This is a genomic window from Streptococcus mitis (assembly GCF_047464965.1).
In the GTDB taxonomy this organism is placed as follows: Bacteria; Bacillota; Bacilli; order Lactobacillales; family Streptococcaceae; genus Streptococcus; species Streptococcus mitis_DU.
Window position 1 is genome coordinate 26,784 of the sequence record NZ_JASHAT010000012.1, and the last position, 20,220, is coordinate 47,003.

Genomic DNA, 20,220 nt, shown 5'->3' on the forward strand with positions numbered 1-20,220 from the left:
AAAAGCGCTCAACTTTGATTTGAGTGCTTTTTCTATATTTTAAAAATTTTTATCATTAATACTGGTATACGATAAAATAAATTTAACGGAAAATGAATAAAATCTTAATGTCTAAAATGTCTTACGCCTGTGAAGATCATGGTCAAGCCGTATTTGTCAGCCGCTTCGATAGATTCTTGGTCACGGACTGATCCTCCAGGTTGAATAATAGCTTTAATGCCTGCTTTGGCGATTTCTTCCACGTTATCCGCAAATGGGAAGAAGGCATCGGAAGCAAGCACAGCGCCGTCAAGACGGTCTTTAGCTTGGTCAATGGCAATACGAACAGAAGCCACACGGTTAGTTTGACCTGGGCCAACACCAAGCGTCATGTGGTCATTGGTCACGATGATACCGTTTGATTTGACGTACTTAATAGCCTTCCAAGCGAACTCAAGAGCAGTCGCTTCTGTCTCAGTTGGCTGGCGTTTGGTCACCACTTGCCAGTCAGCTGGGCTTTCTTTCACCACATCTTGATTTTGCACGAGAAGTCCACCGACCACACCAGTATATTCAGCTTCCGCTTCACTCGCTTCTTGAGCGTCAAATGGCAAGGCAAGGATACGCAAGTTTTTCTTTTTATTGGTCAAAATAACTAGCGCCTCATCCGTATAGCTCGGTGCGATGATGATCTCGAGGAAAACGCCGTGCATCTTCTCAGCTGTTGCAGCATCCACCTCACGGTTGAGAACGACAATCCCACCAAAGATAGACACTGGGTCAGATTCATAGGCGTAGTCCCAAGCAGTTTCGATGTTGTCAGCTTGACCGATACCGCACGGGTTCATGTGTTTGAGAGCCACAACGGTTGGACGGTCTTTGAAGTCACGGATGATACGAATAGCAGCATCCGCATCGCGGATATTGTTGAATGACAATTCTTTCCCATTGAGCTGTTTCGCTGAAGCAATCGAATAGTCTGTTGGCAAAGCTTTTTGGTAGAAATCCGCGTCTTGTTGAGGGTTCTCACCGTAACGCATAGCTTGTTTGAGGTCATAAGTCAAGGTCAACTTTTCAGGCTTGCTTTCACCCACTCGAGCTGTAAAATACTCTGCAATCAAGGCGTCATAAGCCGCTGTGTGACGGAAAACCTTGGCTGCCAAACGCTGACGAGTTTCGTAACTTGTTTCTCCATTTGCTGCCAATTCGTCAAGAACCACAGCGTAGTCAGCTGGATCTACCACAACCGTTACGCTGGCATGATTTTTCGCTGCTGAGCGAAGCATAGATGGCCCACCGATATCAATGTTTTCAACTGCATCAGCGTAAGTTACGTCTGGTTTGAGAATCGTTTCTTTAAAGGGATAGAGATTGACCACTACAAGGTCAATGAGCTCGATTTGATTGTCTTTGGCCGCTTCCAGATGACTATCCAAGTCACGACGAGCGAGGAGGCCACCGTGTATATTTGGATGAAGGGTCTTAACACGACCATCCATCATTTCTGGAAAACCGGTCACATCATCGATAGCAATGGTGTTCACCCCAGCATTGTCAAGGGCAACCTTGGTCCCACCTGTCGAGATAATCTCCCAACCAAGTTTTTTGAGTTCTTGGGCAAATTCAACAATGCCCGCTTTATCTGAGACGCTGATTAAAGCTTTTTTCGTCATTCTATTCCTCTTTCTTTAGGTCCAAGCGCATAGCGACTTCGTTATTTTCTTCTATAAATCCTGTTTCCTGAAAACCCAAACTAGTCAACAGGTGCTTCATTTTTTCATTTCCAACCACATAATCTGCGATAATATGATTGCAAGTGCTATCCATCTGAGCCTTTTTGATCAGAACTTCCACAGCTTTTCGTCCATAACCTCTCCCTTGGTACTGTTGGCCAATCATTATCCGCCAGATAAAGTATTCCGCTTCATCCTTGTCTATTTCCAGCAGGAGAAAGCCAACCACTTGCTTATCCCAATAGATCGCCATCGGAAACACATCGTCATTTTTCCGGTAGAGCCATGCGTCAGCTAAAGAACGCACATTTGGAGCTACAAAACGTGCTCGTTCATCAGCTTCAGATATTTTCAAATCCAGCACTGCCTGAAAACTGCTCTCATCTACTAATTTCAGTTCAATCATTTTTTCTCCTAGCAAGATTGCGCAATCAAAACTTGACTTCGATGTTATTTTCGTGCAACTCCCAAGCTATCCAGAACCTCTGGATACAACTTGTACTCTGCCTCATGAATCCGAGTTTCAAAACTGTCAATCGTATCATCAGCTAGTCGTGGCACACGCACTTGTTTGATAACCTTTCCTGTATCCACACCTGAATCCACCCAATGAATGGTCACGCCGCTCTCAGCAACGCCAGCATTCCAAGCATCCTCAATCCCATGAGCTCCTGGAAATTCTGGCAGGTAGGCTGGATGAATGTTGACAATCCGACCTTCATAAGCCGCCAATAAGGTTGGCCCAACGATTTTCATGTAGCCTGCTAGACAAACCAAGTCAATCTGATGTTCTTCCAAGAGCTCCACAAGTGCTGCTTCGTAGTCTGCCTTACTCTCAAACTCCTTGAGTTCAAAAGCATAGGACAGAACGCCGAGTTTGTCTGCACGTTCGAGCACATAGGCGTCACGATGGTCTGAAAAGACAAACTCTACTGGAAATTCTTCAGCAATCACCTGAAAATTTGAGCCATTACCAGAGGCAAAAACCGCTATTTTTTTCATTTGATGATGACACTTTCGTTTTCTTTCTTGACGATACGACCAATTTCATAGACTGGTTCATCCAACAATTCCTTGACACGACTTACATTTTCAGGGCTAACTGCCAGCATAAGCCCCACACCCATATTGAAGATTTCAAACATTTCCTCATGTTTGATCTGACCGTATTTTTCAAGGGCTTTGAAAATTGGAAGCACGGGAACCTTGTCTTCTTCAATCTCAGCAGCCAAGTCAGCTGCAAACATACGAGGGACATTTTCGATAAAGCCACCACCAGTGATGTGGGCAATACCGTTGACTAACTCTTCCTTGATGAGTGGCAAAACAGCCTTGACATAGATACGAGTCGGCTCAAGAAGAACTTCCTTGAGTTGCTTGCCTTCCAATTCTGGCAAGACTTCCTCACCTGTGTAGTCGGTAAAAACACGACGCACGAGTGAGAAACCATTTGAGTGAATACCACTCGAAGCAAGCCCGAGAAGGACATCACCTTCAGCTACTTTTGAACCGTCTATGATTTGAGATTTTTCAGCTACGCCGACTGCAAAACCAGCCAAGTCGTAGTCATCTTCACCATACATACCAGGCATTTCAGCTGTTTCCCCACCGATGAGGGCAGCGCCTGCCTGCACACAACCTTCTGCCACACCAGCAACCACTTGTTCTAGCTTAGCTGGTTCATTCTTGCCAGTTGCGACGTAGTCAAGGAAATAGAGGGGCTCCGCACCTGCAGCAATGATATCATTGACACACATGGCCACACAGTCCTGACCAATAGTATCGTGCTTGTCGTACTTGATAGCCAGCATGAGCTTGGTTCCGACACCATCAGTCCCTGAAATCAAAACGGGTTCTTTAACCCCAGTCTTTGAAAGGTCAAACATACCACCAAAGCCACCCAGAGCTCCCATGACACCTGCACGCTCCGTACGAGCCACGTGCTTTTTGATTCGTTCAACAACTTCATAACCCGCTTCAACATCCACACCAGATTGAGCGTACGCATTTTTATTTGCCATTTTATTTTTCCTTTTCTTTTTTTGGGAAAGATTGCGACGTATTTTTAGATAAACAATTATTTTATCTAAAAATACTAGTCAGGTCTCTAGCTTTGGTCCCATAGGAGAAAGCGTCTACTGACAAATGCTTTAGCTTTTAGTCAGTAGTGAGACGTGGAGCATAAGCATTCTTATTTGTCATTTGTTTTTTCCTTTTCTTTAATGGAGAATCTGACGCCTACTTGTAAAAACTAGTCTTTTCTTCCAAACTTCGACGATAGTCTTCCTCATAGTCGTAGAGAGGTGTTGGGTAGTCACCGTCAAAGTAAGCGACACATAGACCACCATTTGGCGCATCTGTTTCAATCCCAATCGAATCAATCAATCCCTCAACAGAAAGATAGGTCAGACTGTCCGCTCCAATGATTTGGCGAGTTTCTTCGACCGTATGATTAGCCGCAATCAGTTCCTGACGGGTCTGGATATCAATCCCGTAGAAGCACGGATAAGCTAGCGCTGGACTGCCAATAGCAACGTGAACCTCAGTTGCACCCGCTTCTTTCAAGAGCTGAACGATACGACGAGAGGTTGTTCCGCGTACAATAGAGTCATCAACCATAACCACACGCTTGCCTTTTACAACACCAGAAACAGCAGATAGTTTCATCCGCACACCTTGTTCCCGCAATTCCTGAGTCGGCTGGATAAAGGTGCGTTGAGTGTATTGGTTTTTGATCAACCCCATTTCATTTGGTAGCCCGGACTCTTCAGCAAAGCCCATAGCCGCGCTGAGGGAAGAATTGGGCACACCAACTACGATATCCGCCTCATGCTTGAATTCACGCGCCAATTGGGCACCCATACGTTTACGTGCCGTATGGACATTAACGCCATGGATATTAGAATCAGGGCGAGCAAAGTAGATATACTCCATAGAGCAAATCGCCAACTGGGTATCATCTGTATAGCTGTCATACTGGATGCCCTTGTCATCAATAATCACAATCTCACCTGGCTTCAAATCACGAATCCATTCAGCACCAATAACCTCAAAAGCACAGGTTTCAGAGGAAACAACCACCGCTCCGTTAGCCATTTTCCCGATAGAAAGCGGACGGAAGCCATTAGGGTCAAGAGCCGCAATCAACTTGTCTTCAAACAGCAAGATATAGGCAAAACCACCTTTAACTAGACTGAGCGCCTCCTTGATTTTGCCCATCAAGTTCGGATTATGACTGCGACGAATGAGATGAGCCAAAATTTCCGAGTCCGAAGTCGCGCTGAAAATTGCTCCTCTTTGTTCCAATTCTTTCTTGAGAGAGGCTGCATTGGTCAGATTCCCATTATGAGCCAAGCCAAACTGCATATCGTGAAAACGGAAGAGGAAGGGCTGGATGTTATCTACAGAAGCTTCGCCAGCAGTCGCATAACGTACATGCCCAATCGCACCAGTTCCTGTCAATTTATCTAAGTTAGCAGGATTTCTGAAGACTTCTGATAGAAGACCCATGTCACGATGGCGCTTCAATTGTCCCTGATCGTTGGAGAGGATTCCTGCCCCCTCCTGACCACGGTGCTGAAGACTATGGAGCCCAAAATAGGTCAATTTAGCAGCATCTGGATGCCCCCAGATACCGAAAACACCACATTCTTCATTAAGAGATTTTACTTCGTATGTCATTTTATATACCTAATTTTTATTTGTGTAGCGCCAAGAGCTAAATCTACATGACTTTTACATTACTGATACTATCTATTAGAACATCTGCAAGTCTTATTTTCCAGTAAAGTATTTAACCGCTGACGCGAACAGGTGCTGGTCTTTATTGCCTGGGATGTTTTGGAAAAGACCGTCTTCATAACGTTCTGAGTGGCCCATCTTACCGATGATTTGACCATTCTTGCTGGTAATTCCTTCGATGGCATGGACAGAACCATTTGGATTGTACTTAGAATCCATACTTGGTTTGCCTTCGAAGTCCACGTATTGGCTAAAGATTTGTCCATTGTCACGGAGCTCTGCAAATTCCTCAGCTGTCACGACAAACTTCCCTTCACCGTGCGAAACAGGAATAGCATGGATATCGCCCACTTGCACTCCAGCAAGCCATGGTGAGTTAGTATTGGCAATGCGAGTTTCTACCATCTTGGCCACGTGTTGGTTGGCATCATTGTAGAAGAGAGTTGGGCTAGTACTAGTGGCATCTTCAAAGTTCCCGTATGGAAGAAGACCTGATTTGACCAAAGCCTGGAATCCATTACAGATACCGATAATCAAGCCACCACGAGCGATAAAGCTATCAATAGCTACACGCACTTTTTCATTAAGCAGGATGTTAACAATAAACTTAGCTGATCCATCTGGCTCATCCGCAGCTGAGAATCCACCTGCAAAGAAGAGGATGTTAGCCTTGCCGATGTTGTCAACCATAGTTTCAACTGACTTGACAATAGCTTCTTCATTCAAGGTCACAAATGGCACCAAGTTGACCTCTGCGCCTTCTTTTTCGAAAGCCTTAGCTGAGTCATATTCTGAGTTGGTTCCTGGGAAGACTGGGATATAGACCACAGGTTTTTCAACCTTTTCTTTTGCTTTAATCACAACATCTGATACCACAGCTGGTGCTTCAGCAAGTTCTTTAGCTTGAGTAAATTCTGTTGGGTAAACTTCCTCCAGTTTGCCTTGGAAAGCACTGTCAAGCTTGTGTCCATCTAGCTTCACACTGTTGACAGTCAGTGTAAAGTCTGATTTCGTTTGACCGATCTTCTCTACTCCAGTGATTTCTTCAGGAGAGGTAAAGACAAATCCTCCTAATTGAGCTGTCAAAGCTGTTTCAAGTTCAGGCAAAGTCACCTCTGCACCAATATGATTTCCCAAGGTAGCAAGAGCCAAACTTTCAACCACACCACCATATTTGACAGCTGATGCAGAAATCACTTTGTGACCAGCTTGGATGTCTTCAAACTGAGCAAAGTTTTTCTTAATCAAGTCAAAATCAATTTCTGCAGAGAGGGCTTGACCTGGGATGTAGTAGATGTTTTCACCAGCAGTTTTGAACTCTGGAGAGAGGACCTTACGGCTATCTGCCGTCGTCACCCCAAAGGCAACCAAGGTTGGTGGCACTGTCAATTCTTCAAAAGTACCAGACATAGAGTCCTTCCCACCTATAGATGGCAAACCAAGCTGAATCTGTGCTTCGATAGAACCTAGAAGCGCTGCTACTGGCTGACCAAAACGCTCAGCTTGTTTGTCCATGCGCTCGAAGTACTCTTGGTAAGAGAAGCGAGCCTTAGACCAGTTGGCACCAGCAGCCACCAAACGAGCTGTCGCTTCGATAACCGCATAGGCAGCACCGTGGTATGGAGACCATTCTGCTATATATGGGTTGAATCCTTGAGCCATGACTGACGCAGTATGAGTCACACCGTGTTGAACTGGTAATTTCTGCACAGATGCCTCAGTTGGTGTGAGTTGGTAACGACCACCAAGTGGGTGATTAACCGTTGAGCGTCCAACAGAGCAGTCAAAGATAGTCTGTAATCCTTTTTGACTCGCATGGTTGAGGTCAGATAGAACCGTAAGGGTATCTGCTTCAAGTGTGTCAGCAGATGTTTGACGTTCTTCTGGGAGTGTGACATCCTTGTCCACAACCTTAGCATCGACGACCACACGCACACCATTGGTGTCAAGGAAACGACGTTCCAAGTCGACAATGGTTTCACCATTCCAGTGCATGACTAGATTTGGTTTTTCAGTTACTGTCGCAACCACAACAGCATCAATATTCTCTTTGTTACATTCAGCAACGAAGGCATCTACATCCTCAGGACGAACTACCACAGCCATCCGTTCTTGAGATTCAGAGATAGCAATTTCTGTACCGTTCAAGCCTTGGTATTTAAGAGGAACCTTATTGAGGTCGATTTCAAGACCGTCTGCCAATTCACCGATGGCTACACAGACTCCACCTGCACCAAAGTCGTTGGATTTCTTGATGAGACGAGTGACAGCGCCATTGCGGAAAAGACGTTGAATCTTGCGTTCTTCGATGGCATTCCCCTTTTGAACCTCAGCTCCAGCTGTTTCAACCGATTCAACTGTTTGAATCTTAGAAGAACCTGTCGCACCACCAACACCATCACGTCCAGTCTTACCACCGAGCAGGATAATGACATCCCCCGCTTCCGGTTTTTCACGGACTACATTTTCCTTAGGAGCAGCACCGACAACGGCACCCAACTCCATACGCTTAGCAACGAAGCCTGGGTGGAAGTATTCACGAACATAGGTCGTCGCAAGCCCAATCTGATTACCATATGAAGAATAACCATGAGCCGCTGTTTTAGAAATGACTTGTTGTGGCAATTTCCCAGTACGCGTTTCCGAAATCGGTGCGGTAATATCTCCAGCACCCGAGATACGCATGGCTTGGTAAACATATGAGCGACCTGATAATGGGTCACGAATAGCACCACCGATACAAGTAGCCGCCCCACCAAATGGCTCAATCTCAGTTGGGTGATTGTGGGTTTCGTTTTTAAACATGAGGAGCCATGGTTCTTTGACACCATCAACATCCACTTCGATTTCTACTGAGCAAGCATTGATTTCGTCTGACACTTCCATATCATCCAAACGTCCATTAGCACGCTCATAACGACCGAAAATAGTGGCCATATCCATCAAGGTTTGCGGTTTTTCAGAGCGCCCCAACTCATCGCGCATAGCGATATATTTGTCATAGGTTGACTGCAATTGCTTTTGAAATTTAGAAGCTGAAAAGTCGATGTGTTTCAACTCTGTCTCAAAAGTCGTGTGACGGCAGTGGTCAGACCAGTAAGTGTCCAAAACCTTGAGTTCTGTTTCCGTCGGTACGCGCCCGATTGACTTGAAATAGTCTTGGATAAAGAGCAAATCATCCACTTCCATAGCCATCCCTTGTTCAGCCTTGTAGCGGGCAAAGTCTTCTGCCGTATAGCTTTCAAAGAAAGTCAATTTCGGAATGGTCTTGTCCGACTCTGAAAATTCCTGCTTGGCAATCCCTGTCGTGATGTCCTTAAAACGAGAATCAACTGGGTTGAGCAGATAGTTCTTGACCGCTTCTAACTCAGTCGCATCAATATCTTTATTGACCAAGTAAAGTTGGGCTGTGTTGACCGTCACGTCACTCGAACTTCCCAGCAAAAGCAAGGCTTCCTGTGAAGAAGCTGCACGCTGATCAAATTGACCAGGCAGGCTTTCAATGGCAAAGAAAGCATAGTTGTCCAGATCCGCCTGCACAGTCGATTCGTCCAAGACATGGTCTGTCACCTGCTCAGAGAAGATGTGTTTTTCCGCAGGTGCAAACAAGTCCTTTGCCAAATCAAAGACATCATAAACTTGCACAATGCGAATGCTTTTCAAGCTTGAAAGCCCCAAGTTATGCTGGAGTTCTCTTACCAAACTCTCTGACTTTACCTGAAAATCAGCCTTTTTTTCAACAAAAATACGTTTATCCATCAATCCTTATTCCTTTATTTCAGCTCTTGTAATATTCCCAACGACCTTGAGGTTGTTATTTCAATTCCTGCAACTTTTCCCAGACGATCTCGTAAACATCTGTTAGTTCTCCCAATCCTCTACGGAGTGAAAAGGTCTGGGGGACCTTTTCAGCCTGAGTCCTTTTAGTTGAGAGACGAAGGTTTTCCGTTGCAAACAGATTATTTCAAACCTTGCAACTTCTCCCAGACAACTTCATAAACGTCTGTTAGCTCTCCCAATCCTCTACGGAAAACATCCTTATCCATGTGGTTGCCATCTGCATCCCACAAACGGCAATTATCTGGTGAAAATTCATCTGCTAAGATAATCTTGCCATCCTTATCGAAACCGAACTCTAGCTTAAAGTCAATCAATTTAAGCCCAATCTCAGCAAACCAGACTTTCAAAAGTTCATTGATACGACGCGTTTCTTCCTTCAAGTAGGCAATCTGCTGATCATCCGCAATCTGTAGGAATTTCACATGCTCGTCATTGATAAAGGGATCATCCAAATCATCATTTTTATAGTAAAATTCGACAATCGGAGTCTCCAAGGCGATTCCTTCATCAACGCCAAAACGTTTTGAAAAGGAACCAGCCGTGTAGTTGCGAAACACGACTTCCAGCGGAATAATCTCAACCTTTTTATTGAGTTGTTCCGTGTCCGAAAGTTTCTCCACAAAGTGAGTCGCCACACCCGCCGCATTTAATTTCTCAAAAATAAAAGATGAAATCTGATTATTCAACACTCCCTTACCCGCAATCTGCTCCTTCTTAACACCATTGAAAGCAGTCGCCTGGTCCTTGTAAGTTGAAATAATAAGATTTTCATCCTCAGTTGTATAGATATCTTTAGCTTTTCCCGAATAGATCAATTGTTTTGACATTTTAAAGTTCGCCTTTCGTATTACTTTAGAACATTCTACCATAAAAAACCTAAAATTACAAGAATTTATCCGAATAAATAACGTAGTAATCTCAAAAATCATAAAGAAAAAACTGCAAGAAAAATCTTTCTCACAGTTTTAAAATCATTTAACTCTAAAAATACGAACATTACTCTTTGTTCAAAAATTGATCTAAATAATAACGTAGGTAACTTTTCTTGCCCGTAATCATCTGCAGGCGACCTTCCACCCCGTACCGAAGTTTTTCAGCCTGCTCCGAAGTTAGATTAGTCTCCGTCTCGATTTTAAAGAAATTCCCTTTTTCAGTCTTAGTAGCTGTCGCATCAATACTTGTAATAGTAGAATCTAAGAAAATTTGATTCTTGGCATCATGAGTCGTAGTATAGCGAACAGAATCACCGACCTTGATCCTTGCTACATCTTTTGAACTTAGATAAGCTGTGAGTTTGGCTTTCCCTTCTTTTTCCAAGGACGGATAGAGTTGGGCTAGTAGAGTCCCCTCTGCTACCATGGTAGAATCACTGGTCTCAGGATTAAGATGAAGAACCCCATCCTCACTCGCCGTAATTTTCCCCTTGTCTAGAAGACTTCCCTGAATCTTCTTGCCTGACTCTGCTTCCAGGATTTTCTGGTCTAGAAGGGTCAATTCCTGACCAACCTTTGCCAAGTGTTGGGATTTGAGAGACTCCAATTGACTGCTTAAGCCTGACGCATAGGCTTGCTGCGTACCTGAACCTGCATACTGGACACGGTAAGTAGCGAGACTAGATTCTAACTGAGAAAGCTGCGCTTCAACTTGCGCAACTGCTTGTGCCTTAGATTGCGGATTTTCCTCGCCCTGAGACTTGTAGGACTGGTAGAGAGAGTAGGCTAGATTCTGACTGTCCAAGGAAGCACCTGTTTCAATAGCTGACTTAGCTGTCTGGTAATCGCGAATTTTAGCCTCTGTTTGGCTGATGAGGTTGCCGATTTCGGCTTGGGTTTGGCTAGCTGCTGCATTCTGGGACGCGATGGTCTCATTTTGTTGCGATGTACTAGCCCTAAGACTACCTGCTTGGCTGAGGTAGTCACGAAAGGTGGCTTGATAGCCAAACTTATCCTCCTCTGGAAAGTGGTTCTCCCCTTCTTGCAAACTCTTTTGCAAATACTCCAAATGCTTTTTTTGATCCTTGAGCATGTCCAACTGACTAGCATAGGCCTCCGCTTGGATACCCTCTGCCCCTTCTTGATATTGAACCAACAGTTCTCCCTTTTTAACCAGCTTATTTTCTTCCAAATGATTGACAAGAATACGATTATTGCTAGTTGACTGGATATTTGCCAGGATACGACTAGGCTCGACAGTAGCTCTAGTAGACAAACTCATCTCCTTCTTTGCAAAAGTTGCAAAGCCAAGCAAAAACACGAGCAGAAGGGACATGGGGACAATCACCCGACTGGAAAAATTATGGTAACGACGATTATAAAACTCCGCACTTTCTAAAAATTCTGGTTTCATCCTCTCCTCTTTCTAGCTATTCACCAAATGGGCGTAAAAGCCACCCTGTGCAAGTAAATCAGCATGATTTCCTTCTTCAACAATCTTGCCCTGATCCAAGACAACAACCTTCTCTGTCCGCTCAGCAATGGTCAAGCGGTGAGCAATGAAAATCAAGGTCTTGTCTAAAGCCATGAGATTATCGACAATTCGCTTCTCAGTCAAGATATCCAGACTGCTAGTTGCCTCATCCAAAATCAAGACCGGCGCATCTGTCAAGAGAGCACGCGCCAGAGCAATTCTCTGACGTTGACCACCTGAGATCCCTGCCCCATCCGAAGTCAATTCTGTCTGGTAATTCAGTGGCATGCGCTCAATGTCCTCCCGAATCTCTGCCAACTCGACCGCCCGTAAGATATCCTCTTGAGTCGTCCCCTCCTTGGCTCCCAAAAGAAGATTCTCCAAAATCGTTCCGTTAAAGACATAGGGCTGTTGAGGCAGATAGTTGATATACTGACGCAGGGCCTTTTTATCAATCTGATTGAGATTGACACCACCCAGACTAATCTCTCCCTGACTTGGATCATAAAAATTAACCATCATCTTGGCCAAGGTCGTCTTACCTGACCCTGAAATTCCCACAAAAGCCACCTTAGAGCCTTGGGGAATGGTCAAATTGATATCTGACAAGACATCTCGACCATAGCCATACTTGTAGGAAACCTGCTTGAAAGTCATATCTCCCTTCATCAAGCTCAGATCCTCAACTGTTTTCTTCTCCTCAAACTCAGAAGCTACCAGATAAACTTCATTCAGACGGTTATTGGCAACCTGCGCTGTCTGAAGCTTAGTTTGCAGATTGATGATATTTTCCAAAGGATTGGTAAAGTAAACCAGCAAGGTATTATAGGTAATCAACTGCCCCAAACTCATCTTGCCATCCATGACCAGAACAGCCCCCATCCAGAGAATGCCGACATTGAGCAAGAGATGGGCAACTTTTTTCAGAGCCTTTTGCTGACTCTCTGCCCGACTATAGGTAAAGGATTTTTTCAGATAATCCACAAATTCCTTGTCAATCTTTTGGTAGCGTGAACTTTCACTGGTCAAAGACTTGATAGTCTCAATACCATTGATGTCCTCAATGATAGAAGAAGACAGAACCGCATTGGCTTCCATGGTATCCCGATTCATCTTTTCAAACGGCTTCATAAAGGCAAAGATAATCACTGTGTAGATAGGAAGCGCCAATAAGGTCATGAAAAAGAGATTGGTATTTTGTGAAAATAAAACAAGGGAAATAATGACGACCGTTGACACGTCCAAGAAAATCGAAAGAATGGTCGAAGCCAGCGCATCGATGATACTGTTAGCATCCGTAAAACGAGACACGATTTCCCCTGTACGACGTGTCGCAAAAAAGGTCATAGGCAGGTGAAAAACATGCTTGATATAGGACAAAATTACATCAATCGACAAGCGTTGCCCCAAAACAAGCAAGAGATACTCCTGAGCGTAAGACAAGACCTGCTGAAGGATGTAGACAATGACCAGCCCAATAGAAATAATCCCCAGTGTCGAACGCATCTGATCTGGCACATAGGTATCAATGATAGACTGCAGATAATAAGAACCCACAATGTTAATCAAGGTGGCCAAGAGTGTTGCCAAAACGATATTAGCAATCAAGCCACGCTGCTTCACTAATATAGGAATAAAAGAGAGCAGACCATTCTTTTGATCCTTATGAGGCTTGTAGTCTGGACTAGGTGCCATAAACAGAGTCACTCCTGTCCATTCTTCCGCAAAACGCTCACGTGGCAGTTTTGTCAATTTCACCCCAGGATCTGGATCGGCAATATGAATGCTGTCCTTGTCCTGCCCAGTCACCACATAGTAGTGGAGCAATTTCCCTTCCTTAAGCACATGGGCAACAAAAGGAAAAGTCAAATCTGGCAAGTCAAAGAGTGTCATATCCGCCTTGATCGCTCGCGTCTCAAAGCCAATCTCCTCTGCCACCTTGACCAAGCCCAAGGCCGTCGTCCCATCTATGGTCGTCTTGGCCAATTCTCGCAAGTGAGCCAAAGAATAATAGCTACCATAGTAGCCAAAAACCATGGCTAATGAAGCTACACCGCAGTCCATCTGATCCACCTGCGGACGATAGTGACGTTTCCCAAATTTCATATTCATCTCCTTTTTCCTAAACTCATCTGATAATATCTATCTTACCCCAATTCCCAAACAAAAACTGGACTTCTTCCCCAAATGCGCCTATCTACCTCCCAACTGCACTTTTGGGATAAAAAAATAGGCAGAACAAATGTCCTGCCTACTAAAAATATGGTATGAAAGGAAAGTGATTTTTTACTGACACCCTAGGCAAGCTTGGGACAAATAAATCATTGGTAGTAACATTTACAACATCCTATTCATTACTTCAATTACTAATGTCCCTGCTATTTCTAAGCCACCTCTGGTATAATCTATTCCTAGTCAGAATAGATAACACCGTTCTAAATTACGATTCATAGTTACTCCTTTTTTTTGATTCGTTACTATAAGACACCTATTCCCTATAGAGCGTCTACCGCTTCAAATCTATCTATTCTTTTTTTCTTTACTTCTGTATAAAAGAATGAAGACCATCATAAATAATGCAACCGTGGGTATATTAAAATTATCAAACCAAGTAGGTAAAGATACTTTATTTATGTCAGCCACTAATCTGATGATGATATAAGACATTGAACTAAGTAATACCATGATTTCAGGCAAAACTTTCAATACTGATTTAACGAATTTCATATTAAACTCCAATGTGGTGCATTCTTAGATTCTACTCTAACCATTTTCAGCGAAGACTAACAAGTCATTCTTAACTGCTCACTCTACTTGCTTTTTATTGGCCTTATATCCTAGATAAAAGAGCCCAAATAAAACAGGGTAAATTTCTGGATAAAATAGGGTATTGGTTGGATTTCTCAAAATCAAATACGTTGCGATGTAGATTATGAGCGATACGATAAAATACCCCTCAGCAAAACCTAATAAAAATGTTTTCATGTTAGACTCCTATTTACCTGACAAGAATGGCGGAAAAACGCTGCCATTCACATGCACCAAATCCTTTTGATTCATGTTCGTCATTACTCCTTTGTATTATATTTTATTGCTATGTAAATGATTAAAATGAGTATTGGATAAGTAAATACTTCTGAAATATCCATAAAATTTACACTATACTGTCCTGATAATATTTTATAGTCAATTAAAATTTGAACGATAGTAAAAATAATACGTAGCGATAACAATACCCCTAATAATATCACTTCTTTTTTTAAAAACATAGAAATGCCTCTCTGACTACAATCAGATTATGGTCTATTCGAAAAAGAATTCAAAAATATAATATATGATGTCAATTTTAATAAACTATATTAATAAAATGCATTGTAAACATTTCGCCCAAATGCTCTACCAGCATTATAGATACCACCGAAAAATCTTCCCGTACTATCAATCACTTTATGGACATCGATGTTAATATTACCTCTCCATGACACTCGACCGCCCTCTACTGTTGCTAAATCTTTTTCTGTGAGACTTGTAAATCTTTCTTCAATTTTTATCATATTCATTGTATTTGTTCCTCTTTATCTATAATTTTTTATTAAAATAAATAATTGTAAACCATTTCGCCAAACTTCTGTCCCGCCCAATAAACCGGTCCTAAAAGTAATGTCCCTAAAGCATAAACCCCAACTACTCCAACTATGAAAATCAATACTTTTACAGGAATTGACTGCAAACTGTAAAAGGTCTCTACCCTAGTAATCCAACTTTCTATCATGCGTTCCATCAGCGCTCTTCCTTCCCTGTTAACGTCCACGACGCTTAGCATGTGCTCCTGAAGCACCATCTACCGCACCCAATAAAAACGTTCCTGCAATTGCGACTCCTCCAACTACTACCAGACCAATTAGCAAACCTCCTTCTACATCGGCCATTTCCTCATGACTCATTACATGAAAACGATCTTCCATATTTTTAAATTTTTCCATCTTATTCTCCTTTTTTGATTATTAACAATTGAAAAAGGTAGTTTTTTGTCTTTCCTTTTTCATATATTCTATTCGTTGTTATAGATAACCTTTACTCTCTAAATATTATCTTAGAATCCAAATAATGCACGACGTAACAATAGACCTGTAATTAAACCCCGTTGATAACTTTCCTTGCTACCACCCACCAGCAAAGCTAAGTCGCTTTCCTTTAATACTTCAATAGTACACTTATCATTCATTTCATTCATCGCTTATCCCCTAAAAACCTAAACCTCTACGAAATCCAACGTACCAATCTGCAAGTGTCTTCGTCCAATTTTCTCCACCTTGAATATCGGTCAATTCTTCCGAAGTCAGCTCAACAAATCCATAATAATGTTCTTTCATTATTTTATTCCTTTCTTTTTTCCCTCTCACTTATCTATTCGAAAAACAATCCGAAAATGAACAACTAAATTAAATTTTATTTAAAAAATAATTTAAAAAACCACGGATACAAGATTGGTAGATACATGAACTAGGCTCCTTTCTTTTTCCTCTCACTTATTTATTCGAAAAAAATTTCGAAAATGAACAACTAAATTAAAGTCTATTTAAAAAATAATTTAATAAACCATGGATAGAAAATCGGTAGATACATAAACTATGCTCCTTTCTTTTTCCTCTTACTTATCTATTCGAAAAAAATTTCGAAAATGAACAACTAAATTAAATTTTATTTAAAAAATAATTTAATGAACCACGGATACAAGATTGGTAGATACATGAACTAGGCTCCTTTCCTTTTCCTCTTACTTATCTATTCGAAAAAGAATTCAAAAAAATAAGAATATCAGAAAATTTTCCGACATTCTTATTGATAAATTGATTCAAGTCTAACAGATATTAGACATTGAGATGTTTTTTAAGGGTTCTTCTGGCTGTCCGTGATACGGGGAAATGTAATCCTTCTAACAGGGTCACTTCTGTCGCAGTCATCTCTTCAATGGCCTGTAAACTGACCAACGTATTGCGATTGGCATAGACAAAGTAATCTTTTTCAGCCTTGGCAGCTATATCCTTGAGACTGCCATAAATGGTCTTGATAGAATGATTCGCATAATAGACCTTGATTCGGTGGGATTCCACTGAGGTTTCAAAGGCTAAAATCTCATGGTAGGGCAAAGTAAAGCCCCGTCTTCCCTCAAAACTATAGGTGAATAGACGCATATTTTCTCTCTTATCCACTGCCAGTACATAGTCCAGACAGCGCTCCAGCTGATGACGGTAATCCTCCTCAGGCTGATCCTTGGAAATAAAATCCAAGGCAGACAAGTGGTAGCGAAAAGCTAGAGGCAAGGCCTCCGAGTGCGTGGACACAAAGACAATGCTTGTAAAAGGATCCCGCTCCCGAACATGTTGAGCAACCTGAAAGCCCCGTTCACGCTCTCCATCAATCTCTAAATCCAATAAATAGAGCTGGTAATGGTCAAAATACTGGGAATACTTTTCAACGTCTCCATAGTTTTTGGCAATATCAATTTCCAATCTTAAATTACGAGAGCGACCGATATCTAGTAAAGTCTGCTCTATCCGTCCCTGCTGGACTCTATCGTCTTCCAAAACTAAAATTCTCATTCCTCTCCTCCTCGTTCCTCATCCTTAAATGGCAATTCTAAATCTTGTCTAAAGGTCGTCTCTCCCAGTTGGGTATCTAAGTTCAAATCATAATGAAAAACCATATCCTCCAAGGTCGCTAAGCCCAGTCCACTGTGCTTGCCCTTGGTAGAGTAACCCTTTTGACTGAGAATGCTGGGATTCAGTTCTTCTTTCTTACGAGTGTTTTCAATGATAAAACGAACACTCCTATCACCTGCCAACAAAGCAACTCGAATCTGCGGATTTTCCGCCTCATTCGCTGCTTCTAAAGCATTTGTCGTGAGGATAGAGAGGATACGGATAGCCTCCAACATCGGCAATGCCAGCTCTTCGACGACCCCCACCGTCTCCAAACTAAAATGAATTCCCTGATTATCTGCCACAATCATGGCTTTTGCCAAGGTATTACGAATGGCTATATCATGGATATTGTGAAGATTAAAGGCTGTGTAGTCCGCCTTTCTCAGCTTTTCATTTGTCTTTAGAAAGACATCTTGATAAATGGTAGACACCTCGGCCATGTCTTGATTCGCTATGGCAGGCTCCATGCTAGCGACAATCCCTGCAAAATCATGACGGAAACCTCGAACTTCATCATAGAGATGACCCAGCTTATCCACCATCCCTTGCAAGGAACGATTTTCATCTTCTTGTCTCTGAATGGTCTGCTCATCACGATAAACCTGCTCCAAATGCTTAATGTAAAAGAGCCAAGAGAAAAATAGGATGAAAATCAGGAGAGAAATGGTCGTATCAAATCGAACGTAGAAAGGATTACATCCTCCAGACATGATGGATGAAAACAGTCTGAAACCAAACAATAAGGATAAGATCCACATACTTTTCGTCACTAACGATTGAAATTTATCTAAAAATAATATATTGAAATCAATTCCCCATCGTCTTAAAATGACAACAGACAAAAACAACGAAATCAAACTAAATACAGAATCAAATCCACTATGCAAGAAATCAGATAGTTCAGAGTAGTCAAATATCAATCGTATTATAAATGTCAAAACCAAATATCGAATACTTTGATAAAACATAAATAGATAAAGGGCAAGAAAGAGAGCTTCCTTCTTCTTTTTCTTTAACACAATCCAAAATATTATATAAAAGAATAATAAATTGGCAACATGCAAGAAACTCGGAAAAACGAAGGTAGCAAATAGATGAAAAACTACCCAAAGAAATATAGAGCGTTTGTCATAAAATGCTTTAGAGAGTTGACTACCTAGATAAATCGGAGGAGCTAAAATATTGATTAAAATCAATATAAACACTAAAAATTCAAGTAATATAATCATAAATCTGTTTAGTTAACACATTTTAATCAAAATACTATCTTGGATCTGGGAGTAGATGTAGCCAATGGTAAATATCTTCAAAAATCCCTCCACCATTCACTTCCTCCAATACCTCTGGGGTTAACTCTTCAAATTGTTCTAATTCTACAAATGTATTTTTCATTTCCATGACAGACTCCTTTTCATACTTTTATATCCTCTCTAACCCCTTATAAATCCACAAAAGGCTTTAGTTTCCTTTTAAAATACAAGAAATCTAAAGCCTCCTGAAAATGGTATATTGGTTAGAGTGTTAATAATTAGTTGTGAAGATATTATTTTTATTTAACCACAACCACTTTATAATATTCGTTTGAGTGTGGAGATTCAATTTTAATTTTTTCACCATATAAACCATCAATTTCTTTATCAAGATAATCTGAAACTCCTGATGGCAAGCGTTTCATCTTAAGAATTTCACCAGATTGACCCGCATAGGCTAGGATATGATGGTGTGTAGTGGTTGCTCCATCATCAATTAATACAAAGTAACCTGTTTTGAGCTTACCTTGCTCATTTTCTAAATAGTATAGTTTATTGTTATTGATTGTGAAACTGGTAGCTCCAAGACGAAGTCGTGCACCTGGATTTTCTAAATAGACATCATTGCCAACTTTTTTAATCTCTGAATAGGTGGTCATTGCGGGGATATTAACCACACGATGTCCATTTTCATCAAAGTAGTAGCGATTTGGTAAGTTTTGGAAGTTCTGTACAACTGCCTTAGGATCAATTTCTTGTCCTTCGTCTTTATTATCTACCAGAGCTAAGGTAGTATTTGAAACCTCATCTCCATATTTATTAGAAAACTTCTTAAACTCTGGTCTGATATACCAAGCATTTTTTTCAATAATAACATCGTCACCTTTAGCATTTAGCAAATATTCTTGCCCATCTCCAAGTTTGACAATATCATGAATATTGTATCCAGCATCTTTTCTATTTGCTAGATAGCCATCCTTACCAATGACATAACTTTCCCCATCACTGGCTGGGACAGCTCTATCTGCTACCATAGCACCTGATTTTTCAAAGTAAGACCATTGACCATTTGCAGTTGCCCATCCTGTTGCCATAGCGCCACTGCCTTTTAGGTAGTACCAAGTAGACCCTTCTTTGTACCAACCTGTGCGCATAGCACCACTATCTGCTAGTGAGTACCATGTGTTACCTTCCTTGTACCAGCCAGTACGCATAGCGCCACTATCTGCTAGGGAATACCATGTATTTCCGTCTTTGAGCCAGCCTGTCTGCATTTTACCAGTGCCGTCGAAGTGATACCATGAGCCAGCATTTTGTACCCATTTATCCTTAGCTAGACTGCCATCTTGTGAAAGATTCCAGTCAGCACCATTTTTAACCCAAGTATCTGCAGCTTGTGCTTGGTTGATAGACAAAAGTAGAGCAGCACCTGCAAGCAAACCAAGTGTGAGTAGTTTAGATTTTTTCATAGCCATTTCCTCCTTTATTGAATAGCTATAGGAGGGTTTCCCCTCTTTATTTAGCTATATTCTAATACTTTTCATAATCAAAGTCAATAATATTGTG

At 41.8% G+C, this 20,220-nt stretch carries 21 protein-coding genes and 1 pseudogene; all 22 read right to left on the reverse strand.

What is annotated here, in order from left to right; all coding sequences use genetic code 11:
• Positions 1-104: 104 nt before the first annotated feature.
• The 22 genes and pseudogenes from purH to QM408_RS08360 all read right to left on the reverse strand — a co-directional run bounded on the left by purH (position 105) and on the right by QM408_RS08360 (position 20,123).
• Positions 105-1,652: a bifunctional phosphoribosylaminoimidazolecarboxamide formyltransferase/IMP cyclohydrolase gene (gene purH / locus QM408_RS08255; RefSeq protein ID WP_033685263.1), complete on the reverse strand. Its 1,548-nt coding sequence runs from the start codon at positions 1,650-1,652 to the stop codon at positions 105-107.
• A gap of 1 nt (position 1,653) precedes the next feature.
• On the reverse strand, positions 1,654-2,118 hold the full coding sequence (locus QM408_RS08260; RefSeq protein ID WP_020903302.1) for a GNAT family N-acetyltransferase: 465 nt from the start codon (positions 2,116-2,118) through the stop codon (positions 1,654-1,656).
• A gap of 44 nt (positions 2,119-2,162) precedes the next feature.
• A complete protein-coding gene (gene purN, locus QM408_RS08265) occupies positions 2,163-2,714 on the reverse strand; it encodes a phosphoribosylglycinamide formyltransferase (protein WP_033685265.1) in 552 nt (183 codons plus the stop codon).
• Positions 2,711-3,733, reverse strand: coding sequence for a phosphoribosylformylglycinamidine cyclo-ligase (purM, locus tag QM408_RS08270; RefSeq protein WP_033685266.1), 1,023 nt, complete (start codon positions 3,731-3,733; stop codon positions 2,711-2,713). Before purM ends, purN begins: the two co-directional genes overlap by 4 nt.
• 217 nt (positions 3,734-3,950) lie before the next feature.
• A complete protein-coding gene (gene purF, locus QM408_RS08275; RefSeq protein ID WP_033685267.1) occupies positions 3,951-5,393 on the reverse strand; it encodes an amidophosphoribosyltransferase in 1,443 nt (480 codons plus the stop codon).
• 93 nt (positions 5,394-5,486) lie between these two features.
• The gene (locus QM408_RS08280; protein ID WP_261150657.1) at positions 5,487-9,212 is read right to left on the reverse strand and encodes a phosphoribosylformylglycinamidine synthase; all 3,726 of its coding nucleotides are present in this window, start codon (positions 9,210-9,212) and stop codon (positions 5,487-5,489) included.
• 55 nt (positions 9,213-9,267) lie between these two features.
• Positions 9,268-9,336, reverse strand: a pseudogene (locus QM408_RS09295) (phosphoribosylaminoimidazolesuccinocarboxamide synthase); the annotation flags it as partial.
• A 76-nt stretch (positions 9,337-9,412) separates the two neighbouring features.
• Entirely contained in the window at positions 9,413-10,120 is a 708-nt protein-coding gene (purC, locus tag QM408_RS08290; RefSeq protein WP_023947414.1) for a phosphoribosylaminoimidazolesuccinocarboxamide synthase, read from the reverse strand.
• A 169-nt stretch (positions 10,121-10,289) separates the two neighbouring features.
• Positions 10,290-11,639 (reverse strand): competence pheromone export protein ComB, encoded by a 1,350-nt coding sequence (comB, locus tag QM408_RS08295; protein WP_049515841.1) that lies wholly within the window; start codon positions 11,637-11,639, stop codon positions 10,290-10,292.
• A gap of 12 nt (positions 11,640-11,651) precedes the next feature.
• Positions 11,652-13,805, reverse strand: coding sequence for a peptide cleavage/export ABC transporter ComA (gene comA / locus QM408_RS08300; protein ID WP_261150658.1), 2,154 nt, complete (start codon positions 13,803-13,805; stop codon positions 11,652-11,654).
• 414 nt (positions 13,806-14,219) lie between these two features.
• Complete coding sequence (locus tag QM408_RS08305; RefSeq protein WP_049544737.1) at positions 14,220-14,426, reverse strand: hypothetical protein; 207 nt, start codon at positions 14,424-14,426, stop codon at positions 14,220-14,222.
• A 78-nt stretch (positions 14,427-14,504) separates the two neighbouring features.
• Positions 14,505-14,684 (reverse strand): hypothetical protein, encoded by a 180-nt coding sequence (locus QM408_RS08310; protein ID WP_247947541.1) that lies wholly within the window; start codon positions 14,682-14,684, stop codon positions 14,505-14,507.
• Between the two features lie 83 nt (positions 14,685-14,767).
• Complete coding sequence (locus QM408_RS08315; RefSeq protein WP_023940558.1) at positions 14,768-14,968, reverse strand: hypothetical protein; 201 nt, start codon at positions 14,966-14,968, stop codon at positions 14,768-14,770.
• A 90-nt stretch (positions 14,969-15,058) separates the two neighbouring features.
• Positions 15,059-15,259, reverse strand: a complete 201-nt coding sequence (locus QM408_RS08320) for an SPPN_00645 family bacteriocin-like peptide (protein ID WP_050207636.1) — start codon at positions 15,257-15,259, stop codon at positions 15,059-15,061.
• Positions 15,260-15,291: 32 nt separating this feature from the next.
• Complete coding sequence (locus QM408_RS08325; RefSeq protein ID WP_050967306.1) at positions 15,292-15,480, reverse strand: hypothetical protein; 189 nt, start codon at positions 15,478-15,480, stop codon at positions 15,292-15,294.
• A 19-nt stretch (positions 15,481-15,499) separates the two neighbouring features.
• Positions 15,500-15,664 (reverse strand): class IIb bacteriocin, lactobin A/cerein 7B family, encoded by a 165-nt coding sequence (locus QM408_RS08330; protein ID WP_247947542.1) that lies wholly within the window; start codon positions 15,662-15,664, stop codon positions 15,500-15,502.
• A gap of 128 nt (positions 15,665-15,792) precedes the next feature.
• The gene (locus QM408_RS08335; protein WP_247947543.1) at positions 15,793-15,933 is read right to left on the reverse strand and encodes a hypothetical protein; all 141 of its coding nucleotides are present in this window, start codon (positions 15,931-15,933) and stop codon (positions 15,793-15,795) included.
• A 10-nt stretch (positions 15,934-15,943) separates the two neighbouring features.
• On the reverse strand, positions 15,944-16,072 hold the full coding sequence (locus QM408_RS08340) for a smi_0059.1 family bacteriocin-like peptide (RefSeq protein ID WP_049499438.1): 129 nt from the start codon (positions 16,070-16,072) through the stop codon (positions 15,944-15,946).
• Positions 16,073-16,570: 498 nt separating this feature from the next.
• Positions 16,571-17,302: a response regulator transcription factor gene (locus QM408_RS08345; RefSeq protein ID WP_020903295.1), complete on the reverse strand. Its 732-nt coding sequence runs from the start codon at positions 17,300-17,302 to the stop codon at positions 16,571-16,573.
• Positions 17,299-18,162, reverse strand: a complete 864-nt coding sequence (locus tag QM408_RS08350) for a GHKL domain-containing protein (RefSeq protein ID WP_225306576.1) — start codon at positions 18,160-18,162, stop codon at positions 17,299-17,301. The genes QM408_RS08345 and QM408_RS08350 overlap by 4 nt, the downstream gene beginning before the upstream one ends.
• 505 nt (positions 18,163-18,667) lie before the next feature.
• A complete protein-coding gene (locus QM408_RS08355; protein WP_000425302.1) occupies positions 18,668-18,802 on the reverse strand; it encodes a ComC/BlpC family leader-containing pheromone/bacteriocin in 135 nt (44 codons plus the stop codon).
• A 151-nt stretch (positions 18,803-18,953) separates the two neighbouring features.
• The gene (locus QM408_RS08360) at positions 18,954-20,123 is read right to left on the reverse strand and encodes a PspC-like choline-binding domain-containing protein (RefSeq protein ID WP_414374227.1); all 1,170 of its coding nucleotides are present in this window, start codon (positions 20,121-20,123) and stop codon (positions 18,954-18,956) included.
• Positions 20,124-20,220: the final 97 nt, after the last annotated feature.